15 protein-coding genes are annotated in these 22,226 nt (G+C 69.6%); 12 read left to right on the forward strand and 3 right to left on the reverse strand.

Annotation, left to right across the window (positions count from 1 at the left end):
• Nucleotide 1 precedes the first annotated feature (1 nt).
• The gene (locus B043_RS0108805) at nucleotides 2-388 is read left to right on the forward strand and encodes a nuclear transport factor 2 family protein (protein WP_018461722.1); all 387 of its coding nucleotides are present in this window, start codon (nucleotides 2-4) and stop codon (nucleotides 386-388) included.
• A gap of 75 nt (nucleotides 389-463) precedes the next feature.
• Here the strand turns inward: B043_RS0108805 and acs are convergent, their stop codons facing one another.
• Nucleotides 464-2,410, reverse strand: a complete 1,947-nt coding sequence (gene acs, locus B043_RS0108810; protein ID WP_018461723.1) for an acetate--CoA ligase — start codon at nucleotides 2,408-2,410, stop codon at nucleotides 464-466.
• A gap of 130 nt (nucleotides 2,411-2,540) precedes the next feature.
• On the opposite strand from acs, the gene B043_RS0108815 reads away from it, so the two are divergent.
• Both B043_RS0108815 and B043_RS0108820 read left to right on the forward strand, forming a co-directional pair.
• Nucleotides 2,541-5,069, forward strand: a complete 2,529-nt coding sequence (locus B043_RS0108815; protein WP_026234203.1) for an AMP-binding protein — start codon at nucleotides 2,541-2,543, stop codon at nucleotides 5,067-5,069.
• Entirely contained in the window at nucleotides 5,047-6,930 is a 1,884-nt protein-coding gene (locus tag B043_RS0108820) for an acetate--CoA ligase (protein WP_018461725.1), read from the forward strand. The genes B043_RS0108815 and B043_RS0108820 overlap by 23 nt, the downstream gene beginning before the upstream one ends.
• 25 nt (nucleotides 6,931-6,955) lie before the next feature.
• On the opposite strand, the gene secA is transcribed toward B043_RS0108820, so the two are convergent.
• Nucleotides 6,956-9,949: a preprotein translocase subunit SecA gene (gene secA, locus B043_RS0108825; protein WP_018461726.1), complete on the reverse strand. Its 2,994-nt coding sequence runs from the start codon at nucleotides 9,947-9,949 to the stop codon at nucleotides 6,956-6,958.
• Between the two features lie 53 nt (nucleotides 9,950-10,002).
• Between secA and tsaD the strand changes: the two genes are divergently transcribed.
• The 9 genes from tsaD to dnaG are packed head-to-tail and all read left to right on the forward strand — an operon-like array spanning nucleotide 10,003 to nucleotide 20,661.
• Nucleotides 10,003-10,974 (forward strand): tRNA (adenosine(37)-N6)-threonylcarbamoyltransferase complex transferase subunit TsaD, encoded by a 972-nt coding sequence (gene tsaD / locus B043_RS0108830; RefSeq protein ID WP_018461727.1) that lies wholly within the window; start codon nucleotides 10,003-10,005, stop codon nucleotides 10,972-10,974.
• 6 nt (nucleotides 10,975-10,980) lie between these two features.
• On the forward strand, nucleotides 10,981-12,303 hold the full coding sequence (locus B043_RS0108835) for a vWA domain-containing protein (protein ID WP_018461728.1): 1,323 nt from the start codon (nucleotides 10,981-10,983) through the stop codon (nucleotides 12,301-12,303).
• A 4-nt stretch (nucleotides 12,304-12,307) separates the two neighbouring features.
• Nucleotides 12,308-12,733, forward strand: coding sequence for a DUF1999 family protein (locus tag B043_RS0108840; RefSeq protein WP_018461729.1), 426 nt, complete (start codon nucleotides 12,308-12,310; stop codon nucleotides 12,731-12,733).
• Between the two features lie 28 nt (nucleotides 12,734-12,761).
• The gene (locus B043_RS0108845; RefSeq protein ID WP_016329504.1) at nucleotides 12,762-12,971 is read left to right on the forward strand and encodes a heavy-metal-associated domain-containing protein; all 210 of its coding nucleotides are present in this window, start codon (nucleotides 12,762-12,764) and stop codon (nucleotides 12,969-12,971) included.
• A complete protein-coding gene (locus B043_RS0108850; protein ID WP_018461730.1) occupies nucleotides 12,971-15,172 on the forward strand; it encodes a DEAD/DEAH box helicase in 2,202 nt (733 codons plus the stop codon). Before B043_RS0108845 ends, B043_RS0108850 begins: the two co-directional genes overlap by 1 nt.
• A 47-nt stretch (nucleotides 15,173-15,219) precedes the next feature.
• Complete coding sequence (locus B043_RS0108855) at nucleotides 15,220-15,849, forward strand: hypothetical protein (protein ID WP_018461731.1); 630 nt, start codon at nucleotides 15,220-15,222, stop codon at nucleotides 15,847-15,849.
• A 50-nt stretch (nucleotides 15,850-15,899) separates the two neighbouring features.
• Complete coding sequence (locus tag B043_RS0108860) at nucleotides 15,900-16,301, forward strand: hypothetical protein (protein WP_018461732.1); 402 nt, start codon at nucleotides 15,900-15,902, stop codon at nucleotides 16,299-16,301.
• Complete coding sequence (locus tag B043_RS0108865) at nucleotides 16,301-18,940, forward strand: AAA family ATPase (protein WP_018461733.1); 2,640 nt, start codon at nucleotides 16,301-16,303, stop codon at nucleotides 18,938-18,940. The genes B043_RS0108860 and B043_RS0108865 overlap by 1 nt, the downstream gene beginning before the upstream one ends.
• A complete protein-coding gene (gene dnaG / locus B043_RS0108870) occupies nucleotides 18,919-20,661 on the forward strand; it encodes a DNA primase (protein ID WP_016329508.1) in 1,743 nt (580 codons plus the stop codon). Before B043_RS0108865 ends, dnaG begins: the two co-directional genes overlap by 22 nt.
• On the opposite strand, the gene malQ is transcribed toward dnaG, so the two are convergent.
• Nucleotides 20,658-22,160, reverse strand: coding sequence for a 4-alpha-glucanotransferase (gene malQ / locus B043_RS0108875; protein ID WP_018461734.1), 1,503 nt, complete (start codon nucleotides 22,158-22,160; stop codon nucleotides 20,658-20,660). The two genes, dnaG and malQ, sit on opposite strands and share 4 nt — an antisense overlap.
• Nucleotides 22,161-22,226 lie beyond the last annotated feature (66 nt).

Raw genomic sequence — 22,226 nt, forward strand, 5'->3', positions numbered from 1 at the left:
TATGGAGAGCGAAGCCGAGCTCTGGGCCTTTTTGGAGGAGCACCTCAGGAGCATCTACGAAGGGGACCCGGAGGGCTACCGGGCCACCACCCACGAGGAGCTCTCCCTCTATGAGTGGTTCGTGACCCCCCACCGCCTGGACGGCCTCCCCTTCCACCTCTTCATGACCGAGCGGCGCTGGGCCACGGGGGGCAGGCCCTACCGGCTGGACCTTCTGGAAAGAAGGCTCCAGCGCTACGGGGACGTGGCCATCTTCAGCTACACCCTCCTCCTCACCGTGGAGGAGGAGGGGGGCCTAAGGCACCGGGCGGTGAACGAAAGCCGGGTGGCGGTGCGCTTTCCCGAGGGGTGGAAGGTGGTGCACGTCCACAAGAGCCCGGCGGGCTAAGCGCCTTCCCCTCCCGCCACCTTTTGGAAAAAAACCCACCCCGGGGCTCCGGCCCCGGGGCGGGGGCCTTAGGGGTTAGGCCTCCTCCTTCAGCTTCTCCACCACCCGCTGGTCCTCGAGGGTGGAGGTGTCCCCCTTGATCTCCTTCTCCCCCGCGGCGATCTGGCGCAGGAGGCGGCGCATGATCTTGCCCGAGCGGGTCTTGGGCAGGGCGTCGGTGAAGCGGACCTCGTCCGGCCGGGCGATGGGGCCGATGACCTTGGCCACGTGGGCCTTGAGCTCATCCCGGAGGGCATCGGAAGGGCTGTGCCCTTCCTTGAGGGTCACGAAGGCCACGATGCCCTCCCCCTTCACGGGATCGGGGCGGCCCACCACCGCGGCCTCGGCCACCGCGGGGTGGGAGACCAGGGCGGACTCGATCTCCATGGTGCCGAGGCGGTGCCCGGCCACGTTCAAGACGTCGTCCACCCGGCCCTGGATGAGGTAGTAGCCGTCCTTGTCCCGCCGGGCCCCGTCCCCGGTGAAGTACACCCCGGGGTGCTGGCTGAAGTACTGCTGGATGAAGCGGCCCGGGTCCCCCCAGACCGTGCGGAGCATGCTGGGCCAGGGGCGGGTGATGCAGAGGTGCCCGCCCTCGTCGGGGTTTTCCACCGGGCGGTGCTCGCTGTCCAGGATCTCCGGCACCACCCCGAAGAAGGGCTTGCCCGCGTGGCCGGGCTTCATGGCGTGGGCCCCGGGGAGGGTGGTGATCATGATCCCCCCGGTCTCCGTCTGCCACCAGGTGTCCACGATGGGGCAGCGCCCCTTGCCGATGACGTTGTAGTACCAGAGCCAGGCCTCGGGGTTGATGGGCTCCCCCACCGTGCCGAGAAGCCTTAGGGTGTCCAGGCGGTGCTTCAGGGGCCAGCCCTCCCCCCAGCGCATGAAGGAGCGGATGGCGGTGGGGGCGGTGTAGAGGATGGTGACCCCGTACTTGTCCACGATGCGCCAGAAGCGGTCGGGCTCCGGCCAGTTGGGGGCCCCCTCGTACATCACCGTGGTGGCCCCGTTGAGCAGGGGGCCGTAGACCACATAGGAGTGGCCGGTGATCCAGCCCACGTCCGCGGTGCACCAGTAGACGTCCTCGTCCTTGAGGTCAAAGACCAGCTTGGTGGTGAGGTAGACGTAGGTCATGTACCCGCCCAGGGTGTGGAGGACCCCTTTGGGCTTGCCCGTGGAGCCGGAGGTGTAGAGGATGAAGAGGGGCTCCTCGGCCTCCATGGGCTCGGGCTCGCAGCGGTCCGAGGCCGCCTCCATGAGCTCGTGCCACCAGTGGTCCCGCCCCGGGACCATGGGCACCTCCTCCCCCGTGCGCCGCACCACCACCACGTGCTCCACGCTGGGGGTGTCCTTCAGGGCCTCGTCGGCGTTTTGCTTCAAGGGGACGATGCCCCCCCGCCGGTACCCCCCGTCCGCGGTGATGAGGACCTTGGCCTCCGCGTCCTTGATCCGGTCCGCCAGGGCCCCCGCGGAGAAGCCGCCGAAGACCACGCTGTGCACCGCCCCGATGCGGGTGCAGGCCAGCATGGCGATGGCCGCCTCGGGGATCATGGGCAGGTAGATGGTGACCCGATCCCCCTTCTTGACCCCCAGGCGCTTCAGGACGTTGGCGAACTTCTGCACCTCCCGCCAGAGGTCGTGGTAGGTGAGGACCCTTTCCTCCCCCGGCTCCCCTTCCCAGACGATGGCCGCCTTGTTCCTGCGCCAGGTTTCCACGTGGCGGTCTAAGGCGTTGTAGGAGAGGTTGGTCTTGCCCCCTACGAACCACTTGGGGTGGGGCAGCTCCCCTTCCAGGACCTTCTGCCAGGGGGTGAACCAGTGGAGTTCGGAGGCCACCCGTCCCCAGAACCCTTCGGGGTCCTGGATGCTTTCCTGGTAAAGCCGCTGGTACTCCTCCTCGCTCTTGATGTGGGCCTTTTGCCGGAAGGCCTCGCTGGGGTAGAACACCCGCTCTTCCTTCAAGACGCCCTCAATGCGGTCCATGGCACCCTCCTTTGAGGGTTTTAGGATAGGGAGAAAAGGCCTGGGGGTCAAGAAAGAAGGGGTTTTTCACCATGCGCAAAAACCCGGGTTTCTTGACGGGGGGTCTTGGGAACGGGAAAGATGGGGAAAGATGGCCCGCAAGCGGAGCCTTTCCACCGTTCAGGCGGCCCTGCGCCTCCTCGCCTACCTGGCGGAGCACCCCGAAGGGGTGGAGGTGAAGGAGGTGGCCCGCCTTTTGGGCAAAAGCCTCTCCACCGCCTACGCCCTGCTTAACAGCCTGGTGGAGGAAGGCTTCGCCGTCAAGACCGAGGGGGGCTACCGCCTGGGGAGCACCAAGCCCGTGCCCCAGCCCTCGAGCTTCTTGGAAGAGGCCCTGGAGGAGCTTTACCTGCGCACCCGGGAGCGGTGCTACCTGGCCCTCCCCACCCCGGAAGGGATCCGGCTCAAAAGCCGGGGGCGGCAGGGCCAGCCCCACCCCCTGGGGGAGGCCCTGCCCGAGGAGGCCCACGCCCTGGCCCTGGGCAAGGTCTTCCTGGCCTACGGGGCCCTGCCCACGCCCTCCTTGCGCTCCCGGACCCCCTACACCCTCACCGATCCCCTGGCCCTGGAGGAGGAGCTGAAAAGGGTGCGGGAAAGCGGCCTGGCGGTGGAGATGGAGGAGTACGCCCTGGGGCTTTCCGCCCTGGCGGCCCCCCTCCTCGGGCCTAAAGGGGAGCTCCTCGGGGCGCTAGGGGTGGTGGTGCCGAGCCGCCGCTTTCCCTTCGCCTTCAGCCGCCTGGCCCGGGCCCTTTCCGAGGTGGCCCGGGTGCCCGCCCACCTCACCCCCCCCGAGCCCCCAAACCTCCCCCCACCCGAGGAGGGGCCCTTGCGGGTGGAAAAGGTGGAGCCCCCCCGGGCTCTGAAGGAGGGGGCCAACCTCGGGGACTTCCTCGCGGCCTACCGGGCGAGCCTCGAGGACCCCGAGGGGTTCTGGGGGGGCTTCGCCCGGGGGTTCTACTGGGAAAAGCCCTGGCGGGTGGCCTACGCGCCCGAGGAACGGGCCTGGTTCCAGGGGGGCCTCACCAACGCCGCCCTGAACGCCCTGGACCGCCACCTGCCGGAAAGGGCCCAGCAGGTGGCCCTCCTCACCCTGGACGGGGAGGGGCACCTCAGCAAGTGGACCTACCGGGAGCTCACGGAGCTTTCCTCGAGGCTCGCGGGGGTCCTTAAGGCCCTCGGGGTGGGGCCGGGGGACCGGGTGGCGGTCTACCTCCCCACTGGGCTGGAGGCCGCCCTCACCCTCCTGGCCTGCGCCCGGATCGGGGCGGTGCACGTGGCCCTGCCCCTCGGCCTTGGCCCCGAGGCCCTACGGGAGCGCCTTAAGCAGGTGGGGGCCAAGCTCCTGGTGGCCGCGGACGGCTACTACCGCCGGGGGCGGTTCATCCCCCTGACCCAGGGGGTGGAGGAGGCGGCGGAGGGCCTCCCCATCCTCTGGCATCGCCGGGGCACGAGCGAGTTCCTGGAGCGGGTGAGCGAGGGCAAGCCCCAAGACCCCCTCCCCGTCCCCTCGGACCACCCCCTCTTCCTCCTCCACACCTCGGGCTCCACGGGGAAGCCCAAGGGGGTGGTGCACGGCCACGGGGGGTACATGGTGGGGGTGGCCTGGGCCCTGCGCCACCTCTTTGACCTGAAGCCGGGGGAGGTCTTCCACAGCACCGCGGACCTCTTCTGGATCGTGGGGCACTCCTTCGGCCTCTACGCCCCCCTCTTCCTGGGGGGCACGAGCCTCCTCCTGGAGGACCGGCCCGACCACCCAAGCCCCGCGGCCTTCTACGGAAGGATGGCCGCTCTTGGGGTGGACCTCCTCCTCACCTCCCCCACCCTCCTCCGGGCCCTGAGGCGCCATGGGGAAGCCAGGCCCACGAGGCTAAGGCTCCTGGGAAGCGTGGGGGAGGCCCTGGCCCCCGAGGTCTGGCGCTGGACCCGGGAGCACCTGGCCTGGCCCCTGGACAACTGGTGGCAGACGGAGCTCGGGGCCCCTGCCCTGGCCACACCCCTCGCCCTCCCCGCCAAGCCGGGCTTCGTGGGGGTGCCCCTGCCGGGGGTGGAGGCCCGGGTGGTGGGGCCCAAGGGGGAGGTCCTCCCCCCGGGGGAGAAGGGGCACCTGGTCCTTCTCAGGGCGGGCCCCGCCCAGATGGTGGGCCTCCTCGGGGGGGCCTCCCCCTGGCAGGGGGGGATGTACTGGACGGGGGACCTGGCCGTGATGGACGAGGAGGGGTACTTCCGCATCCTGGGGCGCACGGACGAGGTCATCAAGGTGGGGGAAGCCCGGCTCGGCACCGCGGAGGTGGAGGCCGCCCTCCTCACCCACCCCCAGGTGGCCGAGGCCGCGGCCATCGGCGTGCCGGGGGAGGAGGGGGAGGAGATCGCGGCCTTCGTGGTGCCCCGGAGCAAGGAGCTCCCCGAAGAGCTCAAGCCCCTCCTGGCGGAGAAGCTCAAGGCCCACCTCCTCCGCCACCTGGGGCCTTTGCCCCCGCCCCGCATCTTCTTCGTGGAAACCCTCCCCCGTACCCGGAGCGGCAAGATCCTGAGGCGGGTCCTGAAAGCGGAGCTTCTTGGCCTGAACCCGGGGGACACCTCGGGCCTGGAGGAGGAGTATGGCGGTGGAAAAACTCCTTAAGGAAGCGGAACGGCTTTGGGCACCGGAGGCCTTGCGCCAGGGGGCGAACCTCAAGGACTTCCAAGGGGAGTACCGGCGGAGCCTCGAGGACCCCGAGGGGTTCTGGGGGGCGTGGGCCAGGCGCTTCCACTGGGAGGTCCCCTTCGCGAGGGTGCTGGAGTGGAACCTCCCCGAGCACCGCTGGTTCTTGGGGGGCCGGACCAACGCGGTCTACAACGCCCTGGAAAGGAACGTGGAGCGGGGCCTACGGAACAAGGTGGCCCTCCTCTACCTCTCCGAGGACGGGCGGGAGGAAAAGCTCACCTACGGGGAGCTTCTGGACCGGGTGCGCCGCCTGGCCACGGGGCTAAGGGCGCTCGGGGTGGGGCCGGGGGACCGGGTGGTGGTCTACATGCCCCTCACCCTGGAGGGGGTCCTGACCATGCTGGCCACCGCCTACCTGGGGGCCATCCACAGCGTGGTCTACGCGGGGCTTGGGGTGGGGGCCTTGAGGGAGCGCATCCTGGACGCGGGGGCCAAGGTCCTCATCGCCGGGGACGTGGGGTACCGGCGGGGCAAGGTGGTGGACCTGCGCTCCATCGCCGAGGAGGCCATCCGGGACCTCCCCCTCAAGGTGGTCTGGTTCCAGCGCCTGGGGAAGGCGGAGCTTCCCCCCGGCCACCACGATTTTGAGGAGCTCCTCTGGGGCCACCCCCCCGAGGCCCGGGCGGAGATGGTGGACGCGGAACACCCCCTCTTCATCCTCTACACCTCGGGCTCCACGGGCAAGCCCAAGGGGGTGGTACACGTGCACGGGGGGTACATGGTGGGCACCACCTACCACCTGCGCACCTTCTTTGACGTGAAGGACGACGACCTCTTCTGGGCCACCAGCGACATCGGCTGGATCGTGGGCCACTCCTACATCGTCTACGCCCCCCTCCTGGAAGGGATCACGAGCCTCCTCAGGGAAGGGGCGCCCGACCATCCGGACCCCGGGGCCTTCTGGAAGGTGGTGGAGCGCCACCGGGTGAACGTGATGTTCACCGCCCCCACCGCGGTGCGCATGTTCATGAAGTTCGGCCCCGAGTGGCCCAAAAAGTACGACCTCTCCTCCCTGCGCCTCATCGCCGTGGCCGGGGAGCCCCTGAACCCCGAGGCCCTCCGCTGGGCCTACGCCCACCTGGCGGACGGGGGGCGGCGGGGCTTCGTGGCCGACAACTGGTGGCAGACGGAGCTCGGGGGGCCCACCCTGGGCACCCCCCTCACCCTCCCCGCCAAGCCGGGCTTCGCCGGGGTGGCCCTCCCCGGGGTGGAGGCGGGGGTGGTGGACGAGGAGGGGCGGCCCGTGCCCCCGGGGAAGGGGGGGCTTTTGGTGCTCAAAAGGCCCTTCCCCCACATGATGCGCACCGTCTGGGGGAACCACGAGCGCTACCTCCAGTACTGGCGGGAGGTCCCGGGCGGGGTCTACGCCGCCGGGGACGTGGCCAGCCAGGACGAGGAGGGGTACTATAGCGTCCTCGGGCGGGCGGACGACGTCCTGAACGTGGCCGGGCACCGCATCGGCACCGCGGACGTGGAAAGCGCCCTGGTTTCCCATCCTGCGGTGGCCGAAGCCGCGGTCATCGGCGTGCCCGACCCCCTGAAGGGGGAGGCCATCAAGGCCTTCGTGGTCCTCCGCTCTGGACACACCCCTTCGGAGGAGCTAAAAGAAAGCCTCGTCGCCCACGTGCGCCGGGAGCTCGGCCCCATCGCCACCCCTAGCGAGGTGGTCTTCCTGGACAAGCTCCCCAAGACCCGTTCGGGGAAGATCCTGAGGCGCCTCCTGAAGGCCCAGGAGCTTGGGAAGGACCCTGGGGACCTCTCCACCCTCGAGGAGTAACCCCGCTCCGGGGCGGGGCCTCCCCTTACTTCTTCTTTTTCTTCTCCTCCCGCATGAGCCGCCGGCGCTCCGCCCGGGAAAGGCCCGGCTGGGGCGGCGGGGTGGGGGCGCGTTTCCGCTCCACCCCAAAGGGCGGCGGGGCCTCCTCCTTCTCCGGCACCGGGACGAAGGGGGCCTCCCGCACGGGGCGCACGGGCTCGGCCTCCACCTTGAGGCGGAAGAGGAACTTGGCCACCTCCCCCTTGATGAAGGCCACCATCTCGTTGAAAAGGCGGGTGGCCTCGATCTTGTACTCCTGGAAGGGGTCCTTCTGGCCGTAGCCCCGGAGGAAGATGCCCTGGCGGAGCACGTCCAGGTTGTGGAGGTGCTCCTTCCAGGCGGAGTCCACCACGTTGAGGATCACAAAGCGCTCCACCGCCCGCATGAGGGGGGGCGAAAGCTCGGCCTCCCGGGCCTCGTAGGCCTTTAGGGCCGCCTCCACCAGGCGGTCCACCCCCTCTTCGGGCTTCAGAGCCCGAAGCTCCTCAAAGGGGAAGTCCGCAAGCTGGGGGGCGGTGTCCAGAAGGGCGGTCTTCAAGCCCTCCAGGTCCCAGTCCTCGGGGTGGACCTGGGGGTTTAGGAAGTTCTCCGCCAGGGCGGCCACCGTCTCCTCCACCATGCCGGTGGCGGCCTCCCGCACCTCCTCGTCCTTCCCCAAGAGGATGAGGCGGCGCTGGGCGTAGATGACCTCCCGCTGGCGGGCCATCACGTCGTCAAACTGGAGGAGCTGTTTGCGGATGGCGAAGTTGCGGTCCTCCACCCGCTTTTGGGCCCGTTCTATGGAGCGGGTGACCATGGGGTGCTCAATGGGCTCGGAGTCGTCAAAGCCCATGCGGTCCAGCATGGCGATGACCCGGTCGGAGGCAAAGAGGCGCATGAGGTCGTCGTCAAAGGAGACGTAGAACCGGCTCCCCCCCGGGTCCCCCTGGCGGCCCGCCCGGCCCCGGAGCTGGTTGTCGATGCGCCGGGACTCGTGCCGCTCGGTGCCCAGGATGAAAAGCCCCCCAAGCTGGCGCACCCTCTCCTCGTCCCGCTTGCACTCCTCCCGGATCTCGCGGATCCTCTCCAGAAGCTCGGGCTTCACCCCAAGCTCCTCCGCCAGGGCCTTCGCCTCCTCCTCCTGCCCCGCCACCATCTTCTTGATGAAGAGCTCCACCTTCCACTCGTAGCGGTTGAAGCCCTCCTTCTCCAAAAGGGCCGCGGCCAGGTACTCGGGGTTGCCCCCGAGCTTGATGTCCGTGCCCCGGCCCGCCATGTTGGTGGAGATGGTGACGGTCTTGGAGCGCCCCGCCTGGGCCACGATCTCCGCCTCCCGGGCGTGGTGCTTGGCGTTTAGGACCTGGTGGGGGATGCCCTGGCGGAGGACCTCCAGGGTGTGCACCGCCCGCTTTAGCCCTTCCCAGGCGGTGCGGATATTCCCCTTCTGGGGGATGAGCTCCTCAAAGGGCTTCAGGTCCTCGTCCCTAAGCTGGCCGGGGCGTTCCAGGAGCTTCTTAAGCCGGTCCCAGCCCTCCCCCCCCTGCTTGGCTATGGCCTTTTTGAAGAGCTCCACCCGCATCTCCAGGCGGGGGAGGTAGAGGCGGGGCTCCTTCAGCATCTGGGAAAGCCTTTCGGATTTCTCAATGCTGATGGTGCCCACCAGGACGGGCTGGCCCTTCTCGTACTTCTCCGCGATCTCCTCCACCACCGCGTAGAACTTCCCCTTCTCCGTGCGGTAGACCACGTCGGGGAAGTCCTGGCGGATCATGGGGCGGTTGGTGGGGACCACCACCACGTCCATGCCGTAGATCTCCTGGAACTCCTTCTCCTCGGTCTTGGCGGTGCCGGTCATGCCCGCCCGCTTCTCGTAGAGGCGGAAGAAGTTCTGGTAGGTGATGGTGGCCAGGGTCTGGTTCTCCCTTTCAATCCGGACCCCCTCCTTGGCCTCTATGGCCTGGTGGAGGCCCTCCCCGTAGCGGCGCCCGGGCATGAGGCGGCCCGTGAACTCGTCCACGATGATGACCTGGCCGTCTTGGACGATGTAGTCCCGGTCCCGGTGGTAGAGCTCCTTGGCCCGGATGGCCTGGATGAGCATGTGGGCGAGCTCCATGTTCTCCGGGCTGAAAAGCCCCTCCACCCCAAGGAGCCTCTCCGCCTTGGCGATGCCCTGGAGGGTGAGGTGGACGGAGCGGTTCTTCTCCTCGATGGTATAGTCCCCCGTGGGCTCCTTGCGCACCCCGGGCTCCGCGGGGAGGCCTCTCTCCAGCTTCTTGGCGATCTCCGCCATCTTGTAGTAGAGGTCGGTGGCCTTCTCCGCGGGGCCGGAGATGATGAGGGGGGTGCGGGCCTCGTCGATGAGAATGGAGTCCACCTCGTCGATGATGGCGTAGTGGAGGGGGGTGTCGTGGCGGAGGACCAGCTGGTCCGGGCTGATGGCCATGTTGTCCCGGAGGTAGTCAAAGCCCAGCTCGGAGTTGGTCACGTAGGTGACGTCCGCCAGGTAGGCCCTCCGCCGCTCCTCGGGGGTGGAGCTGTGCTGGATCACCCCCACGCTAAGCCCCAGGCCCCGGTAGACGGGCCCCATCCACTCCGCGTCCCGCCGGGCCAGGTAGTCGTTCACCGTCACCACGTGCACGCCCTTGCCGGTGAGGGCGTTGAGGGCTACGGCCAGGGTGGCCACCAGGGTCTTGCCCTCCCCGGTCTTCATCTCGGCGATCTTGCCCTCGTGGAGCACCGCCCCGCCGATGAGCTGCACGTCAAAGTGGCGCATGCCCAGGTAGCGCTTGGCGGACTCCCGGGTGAGGGCGAAGGCCATGGGGAGGAGCTCGTCCAGGGGGGCCCCCTTTTGGTGCTTTTCCTTAAGCTCCCGGTAGGCCGAGGCCAGGTCCGCGATCTTTTCCACCTCGGCCTCGAGGGCGTTGGTGGGCTCCACCACCTGCTTGCGGTAGCGGGCGATTTCCTTTTCGTTGTTGTCAAAAAGCCGCCTGAGAAGACCCAACATCCTAAGGCCGATTCTACCCCCAAGGGAGATGAGAAAACCGTGTAGCCTAAGGGGTGTGGGTCTTAGGGATTGACACCTCCTGCGACGACACCGGGGTGGGCCTCGTGCGGGACGGGAGGGTGGTGGTGAACCTGGTGGCGAGCCAGGTGGCCCTCCACGAGGCCTTTGGGGGGGTGGTGCCGGAGCTGGCCAGCCGGGAGCACCTGAAGGTCTTAAGACCCCTCACGGAACGGGCCCTAGGAGAGGCGGGGATCGGGCCGGAGGACCTCGGCCTCATCGCCGCCACCCGGGGCCCGGGGCTCATCGGGGCCCTTCTCGTGGGCTACACCTTCGCCAAGGGGCTCGCCTGGGCCTTGGGAAAGCCCTTCTACGCAATCCACCACCTCGAGGCCCACATGGCCGCCGCCTGGCCCGAAGACCTGGCCCCCCCCTTCCTGGCCCTGGTGGCCTCCGGCGGGCACACCCACCTCTTCCTGGTGGAGGACCTGGGCCGCTACCGCCTCCTCGGGGCCACCCGGGACGACGCCGCGGGGGAGGGGTTTGACAAGGTGGCTCGCCTCCTGGGCCTCGGCTTCCCGGGGGGGCCGGAGATCGAGCGGCTGGCCCAGGAGGCCGAGGAGAAGGCCCCCTTCCCCGTGCCCCTCAAGGGGCAGGAGGGGCTGGACTTCAGCTTCTCCGGCCTCAAGACCCAGGCCATCCGGCTTTTGGAGGCGGGCTGGCCCAAGGCGGCCATCGCCAAGGGCTTCCAGGAGGCGGCCATCGCCCACCTGGGGGAGGTGGTCCTAAAGGCCGTGGAGCGGACGGGGCTCAAAACCCTCCTGGTGGCGGGCGGGGTGGCGGCGAACCGGGCCCTACAGGCCCGCTTCCAGGAGGCGGGGCTGAGGGTCTTCTTCCCCCCCAAGGGGCTTTCCCAGGACAACGGGGCCATGGTGGCCCTGGCGGCCTGGCGCCGCCACCAAAGGGGCTTCCCCCCAAGCCCCTTAAGCCTCGGGGCCACCCCCTACTGGCCCCTGGAGGAGGCCTAGAGGGGGATGCTCTGGCTCCTCCTTCCCGTCCTCCTCCTCATCTACGTCCTCTACCGAAGGGGGGGGCCTAGGCCCAGGCCCTGGGCCGGGGTGTGGCTCTGGCGGCGGGGCCGGGCGCGGCGCTTCCGGCCGAGGCTGGACCTGAGGCTTCTCCTCCTCCTCCTTGCGGGGGCGGCCCTGGTCCTGGCCCTGGAGGACCCCCCCCTCCTCCCCTCCCCCCTGGTCCTGGTGGTGGACGCCTCGGCCAGCATGGCCGCCAAGGAAAGGGGAAGGACCCGGCTGGACCTGGCCAAGGAAAAGGCCCTGCCCCTCTTGGAAAGGGCCCCGGAAGCGGTGCTGGTGGCGGCGGGGGAAACCCCCAGGGCCTTCGGCCCCGCCCCGGGGGTGGCCCTGAGGGGGAGGCTTCTGGCCCTCGAGGCGGAAGGGGGCGGGGCAGACCTGGAAGGGGGGGTGGCCCTCGGGCGGAGGCTCCTTAAGGCCCCGGTGGTGGTGGCCACGGACGGCCCCCCGCCCCCAGGGGTGGAGGGGTACCTGGGGGTGGGGAGCGGAGCGGAGAACCTGGGGCTCGTGGCGGTGGCGGGGGGGTTTCTGGCGGTGGGGAACGGGGGCTTTAGCCCCAGGACCGCCCGGGTCCTGGTGGAGGGGCGCCCCTACACCCTACCCGTCCCCCCCAGGGGGTACGCCCGCCTGGAGGGCCTCCCCCAGACCTTCACCGCCCGCCTCCTGGGGGAGGACGCCCTGGCCCTGGACGACACCGCCGGCTTCGCCCTCCGCCCCTTGGGGGTGCGCCTTCCCGAGGAGCCCGCCCTAAAGCGCCTTTTCGCCCTCCTCGGAGCCCGGCCGGGGGAGGAGGTGCGGGTGGCGGTGGGAAGCCCGGAAGGGGCCCCGGAAAGGCCCACCCTCTACCTGGCCCGGGAGGGGGGTGCCCCCACGGCGGTCCTTTCCGCCCTTCCCCACCCCCTCCTGGAAGGGGTGGCCCTCCTGGGGGCCCGCCTGCCCCCACCCCCCCCGCCCCCGCCCCCCTGGCGGCCCCTGGCCGAGGGGGAGGGAGGGGTGGGCCTGATCTATTGGACGGAAGGGGGGCTCTACCTCCCGCCCCTTTCCGCCTTACAGGATGAGCCCTTTTTCCCCCTCCTGGTCTACAACTTCCTAAAGCCCTACCGGGAGGTGAGGACCGGCCTCCTCCGCCCCGAGGAAACCCTCCTCCCCACCCCCAAGGAAAGCTTCCTCCCCAAGGGCCAAGGGGGTGGGGGGCGCTTCTTCGCCCTCCTCGCCTTTGGGCTTCTCCTCCTGGAGCTCGCCCTCTGGCCGAGGCGGAGGGTAGCATAGGGGCATGCGCTTCCGGCCCTTCAGCGAGCTGGACCTCGAGGCCTTAAACCGGGTGGCGGGGGATAGGCCCCTAAGCCTGGGGGCGGTCCGCCACTTCGCCCGCACCGGCCACTCCTTCCTGGCGGAGGAGGGGGAGGAGCCCCTGGGCTTCGCCCTGGCCCAGGCCCTCTGGCAGGGGGAGGCCACCACGGTGCTTGTGACCCGGATAGAGGGCCAAAACGCCCGGGTCCTGGAGGGCCTCCTGGGGGCGGTGGTGAAAAGCGCCTACGACGCAGGGGTCTACGAGGTGGCCCTGCACCTGGACCCCAAGCGGGAGGACCTCAAGGAAGCCCTCCTGGCCCAAGGGTTCACCGTGGGGCCCTTGGTCCTGGCGGTGCGCCTTCTGGGAAGCCGGGGCCTGAGGGGGGAGGCCCGGGGGGTCTTGGAATAGGCGGGCCTTCCCGGAAAGAATGGGAGGCATGAACCGCGTCTTTCTCGGCGTCCGGGGGGAGCCCACCCCCGAGGGGATGGAGCGCATCCTGGCGGCCCTCCGCCGCCTTCCGGGGGTGGCCGAGGCCCAGGCGGTGGGGCCGGCCCAGATCCAGGTGGAGTACGACCCCCAGGCCCTCACAGTGATGGACCTCATCCGCACCGTGCGGGAGCAGGGCTTCCTGGCGGGCATGCTCTGATGCTCCCCGAGGGCCTGAAGGGGTTTGGTAGCTACCGGGAGTGGCTGGAAAGCGACCCCGAGTACCGGGGCCGCATCGCCTTCGCCCGCCTCCTCCCCGCAAAACCCCCCAGGCCCGTCCCCTACGGGGGGGTCTTCAGCGGGGTGCTGGGGGCCTTGGGCCTCACGCCCTTCGCCCACCAGAAACGGGCCCTGGAGGCCTTGGAAGAGGGGCACCACCTGGTCATGGCCTACGCCACCGCCTCCGGGAAAAGCCTGGTCTTCCAGGCCCCGGTGCTGAAGGCCGCCCTGGAAGGGGGAACCAGCCTCCTCCTCTTCCCCACCAAGGCCCTGGCCCACGACCAGCTTAAGCGCCTCAAGGCCATGGGAAAGGCCCTAGGGGTGGAGGGGATCTTCCCCTACGACGGGGACACCCGCTCGGAGGTGCGCAAGGAGGCCAGGGAAAGGGGAACGGTCCTCCTCACCAACCCGGACATGCTCCACTTCGGCCTCCTGCCCCGGCACGGGGCGTGGGCCCACTTCCTGGCCCGGCTCCGCTACCTGGTCCTGGACGAGCTCCACGCCTACCGGGGGGTCTTCGGAACCCACGTGGCCTGGGTCCTAAGGCGCCTCCTCCGCCTGGCCCGCCACTACGGGGCAAACCCCCAGGTGATCGCCGCAAGCGCCACCATACGGAACGCCAAGGCCCACGCGGAGGAGCTCACGGGCCTCCCCTTCCTGGAGCTTTGGGAGGAGGTGGCCCGCTCGGAACGGGAGCTTCTGGTGCTTCCTCCCAAAGCCCTGGACAAGAAGGGGGAAAGGCGGCGGAGCCCCCTCCTGGAGGCCGCCCACCTGGCCCGCACCCTGGCCGAGGGGGGGCTTAGGGGCATCGTCTTCGCCAACGCTAGAAAGGCGGCGGAGCTCGTGGCCCGCTACGCGGACCACCCCCTGGTGCGCCCCTACCGGGCGGGCTACACCGCAAAGGCCCGCCGGGCCCTGGAGGAGGGCCTAAAGCGGGGCGAGGTCCGGGTCCTGGTGGCCACCAGTGCCCTGGAGCTCGGGGTGGACATCGGGGAGCTGGACGCGGTGGTCCTCCTGGGCTACCCCGGCTCCATCGCCTCCTTCTGGCAAAGGGCCGGGCGGGCGGGGCGGGGGGGGAGGCGGGCCCTCGTGGTCTACATCCCCCGGGAAGACCCCCTGGACGAGTACTTCCTCCACCGGCCTGAACTCCTCCTCCAAAGCCCCCCGGAGGAGGCGGTGGCCGACCCCAAGAACCCCGTCCTCTGCCCCCTTCACCTCCACGCCGCGGCCTACGAACTCCCCCTCACCCGGGAGGAGGTCCCCTGCCCGGAGGCCCTAGGGGAGCTCAGGGAAAAGGGGGGCCGCTTCTACACCCCCAAACGCCACCCCCACCGGGACCTCTCCTTGAGGGGCCTAGGAGCCACCTTTACCCTCAGGGGCCCCGACGGGGAGGTGCTGGGCCATTTGGACGAGCGCCAGGCCTACTGGGAGGCCCACCCGGGGGCGGTCTACCTCCACCAGGGGGAAAGCTTCCTGGTGCGGAACATAGACCCCCTGAAGCGGGAGATCTGGCTCCTGCCGGCCCTGGAGGACTACTACACCGAGCCCCGGGCGGAGATGGACCTCGAGGTCCTCTCGGGGGAGCCCGTGGGCCATGGGGTCTGGGTGGGCCGGGTCCTCCTAAGGGAGCGGGTGGTGGGGTACGTGAAGAAGCGCTTCTATACGGGAAGCGTCCTGGAGGAGGTGCCCCTTTTCCTTCCCGAGATCGCCTTCCCCACGGAAGCCCTCTGGTTCCACCCCCCCGAGGTCCTCCCGCCCCACAGGATCCCCGGGGGGATCCACGCCCTGGAGCACGCCATGATCGGCCTCCTGCCCCTTTTCGTCCTGGCGGAGCGGCAGGACATCGGGGGGCTCTCCTACCCCGTCTACCCCCGCCCCCTCCCCTCGGGGGGCGGCCCCACGGTCTTCATCTACGACGGCTACCCGGGCGGGGTAGGGTACGCGCGGGCCGCGGCCCGGCGCTTCCCCGACTGGATCCGGGCCACCCTGGAACTCCTGAAAGGGTGCCCCTGCGAGGAGGGCTGCCCCCGGTGCGTCCTCTCCCCCAAGTGCGGGAACGGCAACCAGCACCTGGACAAGGGGGCGGCCCTCCAGCTTGCGGCCAACCTGGTCCTCTCCTTACCCGGACGCACCCTGCACTGAGCCCCAAAGCTTGACAAAAGCGCAAAGAAAAGGATATTTGTGAAGCCATGAAGAGGTTCAAAAGCCTTTTTGGGCTGATGCTTTTTCTAAGTGCTCTGCTAAGCGGTTGCGGCAGCCAAAACCAGAGCTCCGGTAACACCGCGCCAAGCCAAACGGAGGTGGAAGCCATACTAACCGCCCTCGCCCCCTACATCGCCCCCACTTACAACCCCATGGGCCTAAGCCCCCAGAGCTCCATGAGCGCCACCTCCTCCGTCGCCTGCCCCGCCGGCGGCACCCTGACCTCTAACCTCACGGTTTCGGCCAGCGAAACCTCTCTCCAGCTCAGCGGGAGTCTCACGGGGACCTGTAGGGTTAACCGGCCCGAGCCCACCGCGCTAGAAAACGTGAATCTCTCCTACCAAGGTGCTCTCACCTTTAACAGCAGCCAAACCAGCGTGACCCTCTCGGGTAACTTCACGGAAACCGGCGGGTTCACCCTGCAGTACAAAGGGAACACCTACCAGGTAAGCGACCTAAGCCTGACCGTCTCCACCACCGACACCCTCACCTTCAGCCAGTCGGGGTACACCGTAAGCCGCTCCGGTAGCCTCCAAGGCACCCTAAAGGTGAACGGCCAGACCTACACCGTAAACAAGACCTTCTCCGGTAGCGTCTCCGTATCCTTCAGCCGGTAACGGCCAAACCCCCCTAGCAAGCCCCCCTTGGGGGGGCTTAGACTTTTCCCATGACCCCAAGGCCCATAGAGGAAAGCCCAGAAAGCTTCCTGGAGCGGTTCTCCGCCCACCGGGAGGAGGTCTTCCTCTTCCCCGAGCCCTGGGGAAGCCCCTTGGTGGAGGCCAAAACCCCCGCGGGGGTGGTCTACGCCTTTGACCGGGGCCCCCCGCCCACCCCCACAGGCCCCCTCAAGGCCCTCCTCCACGGCGTGGCGGAGGCGGTGGGGCCCTTGGAGGGCGAGGCCTTCCTCCGCCGGGAAGGCCCCCGCTACCGCCTAGGGGGGGAGACTACCCCCTTGGGGGGAGGGTTCTACCTCCTGGAGGCGGGGGCCAAGGTGGTGGTCTACTGGGAAGGCCCTATGCCGAAAAGGGCCGAGGTCCTCCTAAGCCCCCCCCTCATGCTCTTCCGCTGATGCGCTGCTCCTGCGGCCAGAAGAACCCCCCCGAGGCCCGCTTCTGCATGGCCTGCGGCCAGGCCCTGGGGGTCACCCTGCCCCGGGAAAGGCGCTGGGTGAGCGTGGTCTTCTTTGACCTGGTGGGCTCCACAAGGGGGTTCCAGAAGGGCCTCCACCCCACCTATGAAGCGGTGCAGGAAACCCTCACCCGCGCGGCCCAGGCCGCCCGGGCCCACGGGGGCCACGTGCACGCCTTCCCAGGGGATGGGGTCCTGGTCCTCTTCGGCGCGCCCCGGGCGAGGGGCCTCGAGGCCCACCGCGCCCTGGAGGCCGCCCTGGCCATGGTCCGGAGAAGCCCCTGGCCCGCCCGGGCGGGGGTGGCCAGCGGGGAGGTGCTCTGGACCCCTTTGGGGGATGGCCTCGCCGGCCGGCCCACGGCGGTGGGGCCGGTGGTGGCCCTGGCGGAGCGGCTTTCCAAAGCCGCCCCCACGGGAAGCGTCCTAGCGGACCCCGCCACCTTGGACCTGGCCCCGGGGGCGAAGGCCCACCTCCTGGGCGAGGAGGCGCTTCCGGGCCTGGGGCCCTTTCCCCTTCTGCAAGTGGAAGGGGTGGGGCTCCAGCTCACCCCGGAGGAGGAGGCCCTCCTGGACGCCTTGGAAAGGGATCTTCGGACCCAGAGGCGGGCCCTCCTCACGGGGCCCCCGGGAAGCGGGAAAAGCTTCCTCCTGGAGGCCTTCCTGCGGAGAAAGGCCCCGGGGATGAGGCTCCCCGTAGCGGTCCTGGAGCGGATGGGGCCGGAAACCCCCTTGAGGGAAAGCCTGAAACGGGCCGCGGAGGAGCTTTTCGGGGAGGCGGAAGGGGCCCTGGAAGGCCTGGAAGGGGAGGAAAGGACCGCTTTGGCCTACAGCTTGGGGCTTGGAGAACGCCCCCCCTGGCCGCGGGAGGTCCTGGAGGAAAGGATCCTCCAGGCCTGGACCGCAAGCCTGGCCCGGCTCGGCCCTTTCCTTCTGGTCCTCAAGGACCTCCACCTTCCCGACCGCACCTTGGCCCGCTTTCTTGAGCGTCCTCCGGAAGGCCTTTTCCTCCTGGTGGAAAGCCGCAAGCCCCTATGGGCGCCCCACCTGGCCCTAAAACGGACCCGCCCGCCCCTTCCCTGGACCCTGCAGCCCGCCCTGGACGGCCTGCCCCACCGGGAGCGGAAGGCCCTTCTCGCCCTTGGGGTCCTGGGCCGGGCCACGCCAGCGCTTCTGGAGGAGCTGGTGGGGCCTTTTGACGGGCAGCGCCTCGAGGCCGAAGGCCTCATCCGAACCCAAGGGGCCTGGCTTCTGCCCCTCCCCGAGGTGGGGCAGGCGGCCCGGGGGTTGGTCCTGGAGGAAGAGGCCCATGGGTGGCGCCGGGAAGCGGCCCAGCGCCTATTGGCCCAAGGGGCCTACCTCCTCGCGGCCAGGCTCCTGGAGGAGGCCGGGGAGGGCGAAAAGGCGGCCCGGGTGTACCGGGCCCTGGCCCACGCCGCCTGGAACCGGGGGCACCCGGAGCGGGCCCTTTCCCTTTACGAACGGGCCCTAAGGGCGGCCCCAGAAGCCATGAGGCCCGCCCTGGAAAGGGAAAGGCAGGACGCCCGGGCCAGCCTCGGCCTGGGGGAAGGGGCCCGGGGGGGCCTTAGGGCCAAGGACCCCGCCCTCGAGGCCTACCGGAGGCTCCGCAAAGCCCCAAGCGCCCCGGAGCTTGCCAACCTCCTCCCCGCCCTAAAGCCCTACCCCCTGGAGGCCACCGAGGCCCGGCTTCTCCTGGCGGGCCTCCTCTGGCGGGGCTTCCAGCCCCAGCTCGCCCTGGCCCACCTCCCTCCCCCCCATCCCCACCTCCCCCCCGCCTTGAAAGCGGAGGTAGAGGCCCTCCGGGCGGGCCTCCTCATGGACCTGGGGCGGCACGAGGAAGCGGGAAAGATCCTGAAAGCCCCCCCGCCCCCGGAGGAACGGGAGGCCTGGGCCCGCTTCCAAGCCACCCGCCTTAGGCTCCTCTTGGAGACGGGGAGGCTTCACGAGGCCCTGGCCCTGGGAGAGGCGGCCTACCGCCAAGCCCCCCACCCCTGGCTGGCCGCGGCCCTCCTGGCCGCCTCCACCTTAAGGGGCCGATTCCGAATAGACCTCCTGGAGGAAGCCCACACCCACCCCGACGGCCGGGCCCTGGCCGACCTGGCCCAGGCCCTGGACCGCTGGCGGAAGGGCCTAGACCCCAGGCCCCTCCTGAAGGAGGCCCTGAAGGCGGGGCGGACGCTCCCCAACCCCTACGTCTACCACCTGGCCCTCTCCACCTTAAGCCTCTACCTCTGGCCCCAAAGCCCGAGGAAGGCCAAGGCCCTCTCCCAGCACCTCCTCTACCACACCCACAAGACCGGCTTCGCGGTCCAGCTGGAGCTCGCCCGCCTCCTCAGGGCCCAGCTCCTCCTGGAGGAGGGGGAGGGGGTGGGGCACCTCCTGGGCTTCACCCCAAGCCTCCCCTTCCTTCAGGCCTGGCGGGCCTACCTCCTCCGGGCCTCCGGGGGCGGAGGGTGGGAGGAAAGGGTGGCCCCCAAGCTCCGGGGGTACGGTATCCTGGGGGAGTGGGTGCGCAGGCTTTGGGGTAGGGGGAAGCCCGTATGGACGTGGCCCAGGCGGTAGAGGCCATTAAGGCCCGCCTTTCCCTTCGGGAAGTGGTGGGGCGGTACGTGGCCCTGAAGCCCGCGGGCAAGGGCCGGTGGAAAGGGCTTTGCCCCTTCCACCAGGAGAAGACCCCCTCCTTCTACGTGGACGAGGACAAGGGCCTCTTCCACTGCTTCGGCTGCAAGGCGGGGGGGGACCTCTTCGCCTTTGTGGAGCGCATGGAGGGCCTGGACTTCCGGGGGGCCCTGGAACGCCTGGCGGAAGAGGCCGGGATTGCCCTCGCCCCCCTGGGGGGTGCGGGGCCCCGCAGGGAGCTTCTGGACCTCCTGAAGGCGGCCCAGGCCTACTTTCAGGAAAACCTCCAAACCCACCCCGAGGCCCTGGCCTACCTGAGGGCTCGAGGGCTTTCCGAGGAGAGCGTCGCCCGCTTCGGGCTGGGCTACGCCCCCCCCAAGGGGGACGGGCTCCTCACCTTCCTGGCCCAAAAGGGCTTCACCCCCGAGGAGGGGCTTAAGGCGGGGGTGCTGGCGGAAAAGGAGGGCCGGCCCTACGACCGCCTCAGGGGCCGCATCACCTTCCCCATCAAGGACGCCCTGGGGCGGATCGTGGCCTTTACGGGGAGGGCCCTTGGGGAGGAAACCCCCAAGTACCTGAACACCCCCGAAACCCCCCTTTTCCGCAAGCGGGAGGTCCTCTTCGCCTACCCCGAGGCCAAGGAGGCCATGCGGGAAAAGCGCAGGGCCATCGTGGTGGAAGGGCTTTTTGACGCCATCGCCCTGCACCAGATGGGCTTCCCCGAGACGGTGGCCGTCCTGGGCTCGGGGCTTTCCGAGGCCCAGGCGGCCCTCTTGAAGAAGGCGGAGGTCCTGGAGGTCTACCTGGCCTTTGACGCGGACGAGGCGGGCCAGAGGGCCACCCTGCAGAGCCTGGACCTGGAGGTGGCCCGCCGGTTCCTCTTCTTCGCCGTGCGCCTCCCCGCCAAGGACCCGGGGGAACTCCTCCTGGCCGCGGGCGGCCCGGCCCTCTTTCAGAAGGCCCTGGAGGAGGCCCTGCCCGAGGTGGAGTTCCGCTTCCGGGAGGCGGCCCAAGGCCTGGACCTGAGCCGCCCCGAGGCCAAGCGCAAGGTGCTGGAGAGGCTCGCCCCCAGGATGCTCTCCCCCGAACCCTTTGACCCGGTGGCGGAGAGGCTCAAGGCGGTGGCCATCACCGAGCTCGGCCTCAGGCCCAAGGCCCTGGAGGACTACCTGGAGGCCCTAGCCCGCAAGGGGCGGAAAGCGGCCCCACCCCCTGCTCCCCCCAAACCCCTCCCCCAAAACCGGACCCTCCTCCTGGAGCTGGACGTGATGGCCCTGGCCCTCTCCGCACCGGAGGAGGCCTTTGCGGAGACGGTCCGCTTCATCGCGGATAGGGTCTGGCCTCCCGAGGGCTCCCTTCTAGGGGAGTTTCTGGAAAGCGCCCAGAAGGACCCCCGGAGGGACCACCTCCGCCGGGTCCTGGGGAAAAAGGAAGCGGGGGGTCTTCTTTTTGAAAGGCTCCTCCTGGCCCCGGCCCTGGAGGACCCCAAGCGGAAAGAGGTCTTGGAAAAGGCCCTGGCCCGCCTGCGGGAGGCCTACTACACCGAGAGGCTGGAGGAGGTGAAGGCCCTTTTGAAGGAACGGGCCACCACGGAGCTCCTCAAGGAGTACCAGGAGCTCCGGGCGGCCATAGAGGCGGAACGGCGGCTCTACCGGGGCCCCTAAACCCGCCCCGTGTCTTGGGCCAGGGCGAGAAGCCGCGCCCCGTGGGCCTCGGTGAGGGCCCCTGGGAAAAGGCGCCAGGCCCAGTTGCCCGCGGGGCGCCCGGGGTAGTTCATCCGGGCCTCGGAGCCCAGGGCCAGCACGTCCTGCACGGGGAAGACCGCAAGCCGGGCCACGGACTTCATCCCCAAGGCCATGAGGGCCCAGGGCACCTCCTCTTCCCTCTCAAAGCCTAGGCCCCACTCGGAAAGGTACTGGGCCAGGAAGGCCCGCTCGTGGGGGGTGGCGGTGCGGTACCAGCCTAAGGTGGTGTCGTTGTCGTGGGTGCCGGTGTAGACCACCACCCGGCCGTGGGGGGGGTAGTTGTGGGGGAGGAAGGGGTTCTCCCGCCCCCCGTCAAAGGCGAACTGCAGGACCTTCATCCCCGGGAGGCCGAACCGGTCTCTTAGGGCCTCCACCTCGGGGGTGATGACCCCGAGGTCCTCCGCCAGGATGGGCACCCGGCCGAAGACCTCCTCTATGCGGGCGAAGAGCTTTTCCCCCGGGGCCTTCACCCACCGCCCCTCCACCGCGGTGGGGCAGGAGGCGGGGATCTCCCAGTAGGCCTCAAACCCCCGGAAGTGGTCGATGCGCACCAGGTGGAAAAGCTCTAGGGCCTTCCCCAGGCGCTCCACCCAAAAGGAAAACCCCTCCCGCTCCAACACGTCCCAGCGGTAGAGGGGGTTGCCCCAGCGCTGGCCCGTTTCCGAGAAGTAATCCGGGGGCACTCCGGCCACCACCGTGGGCCGGCCCTCCTCGTCCAGGTGGAACCACCCGGGGTGGGCCCAGACCTCCGCGGAGTCCTCGGCCACGAAGATGGGCATGTCCCCGATGAGCTCCACCCCCAAGGCCTCCGCCTCCTCCTTCAAGGCGCCCCACTGGCGGAAGAAGAGCCACTGGGTCCAGGCGTGGAAGGCCACCTCCTGGGCCAGCTCCCCTTCCGCCCTCCTAAGCGCGGCCTCCTCCCTGAGGCGCAACGGGTGGGGCCAGGCGTTCCAGGGAAGCCCCCCGTGCCGGGCCTTTAGGGCCATGAAGAGGGCGTAGTCCCTAAGCCAGGCCCCTTCCCGCTCCTGGAAGGCCTCAAAGGCTTCTCGCTCCGACCTTGGCGCCTTTTCCAAAAAGCCCTGGAAGGCCGCCCTTAGGGCGGGCCACTTCCAGCGGTAGAGGAGGCCATAGTCCACCCGCCCTTGGGGGAAGCCGGGGTCCTCGAGGCGGAGGTAGCCCGCCTCCTCCAAAGGCCTAAGGTCTACGAGGTAGGGGTTCCCCGCGAAGGCGCTGAAGGACTGGTAGGGGGAGTCCCCGTAGCCCGTGGGGCCCAGGGGGAGGACCTGCCAATAGCGCCCGCCGAAGCGGTGGAGGAAGCGGAGAAACCCCCGGGCTTCCTCCCCCAGCACCCCCACCCCGTAGGGGCCGGGAAGGCTCGTGGGGTGGAGGAGGAGGCCGTAGGCGCGTGGAAGCTCCATGCCTCCAGTCTAGCCCGGGATTGGAAGCCTTTCCAGCCCCCCACCCCCTGGGGCCTACCCTCTTGG

Source organism: Thermus oshimai DSM 12092, from assembly GCF_000373145.1.
GTDB lineage: Bacteria > Deinococcota > Deinococci > Deinococcales > Thermaceae > Thermus > Thermus oshimai.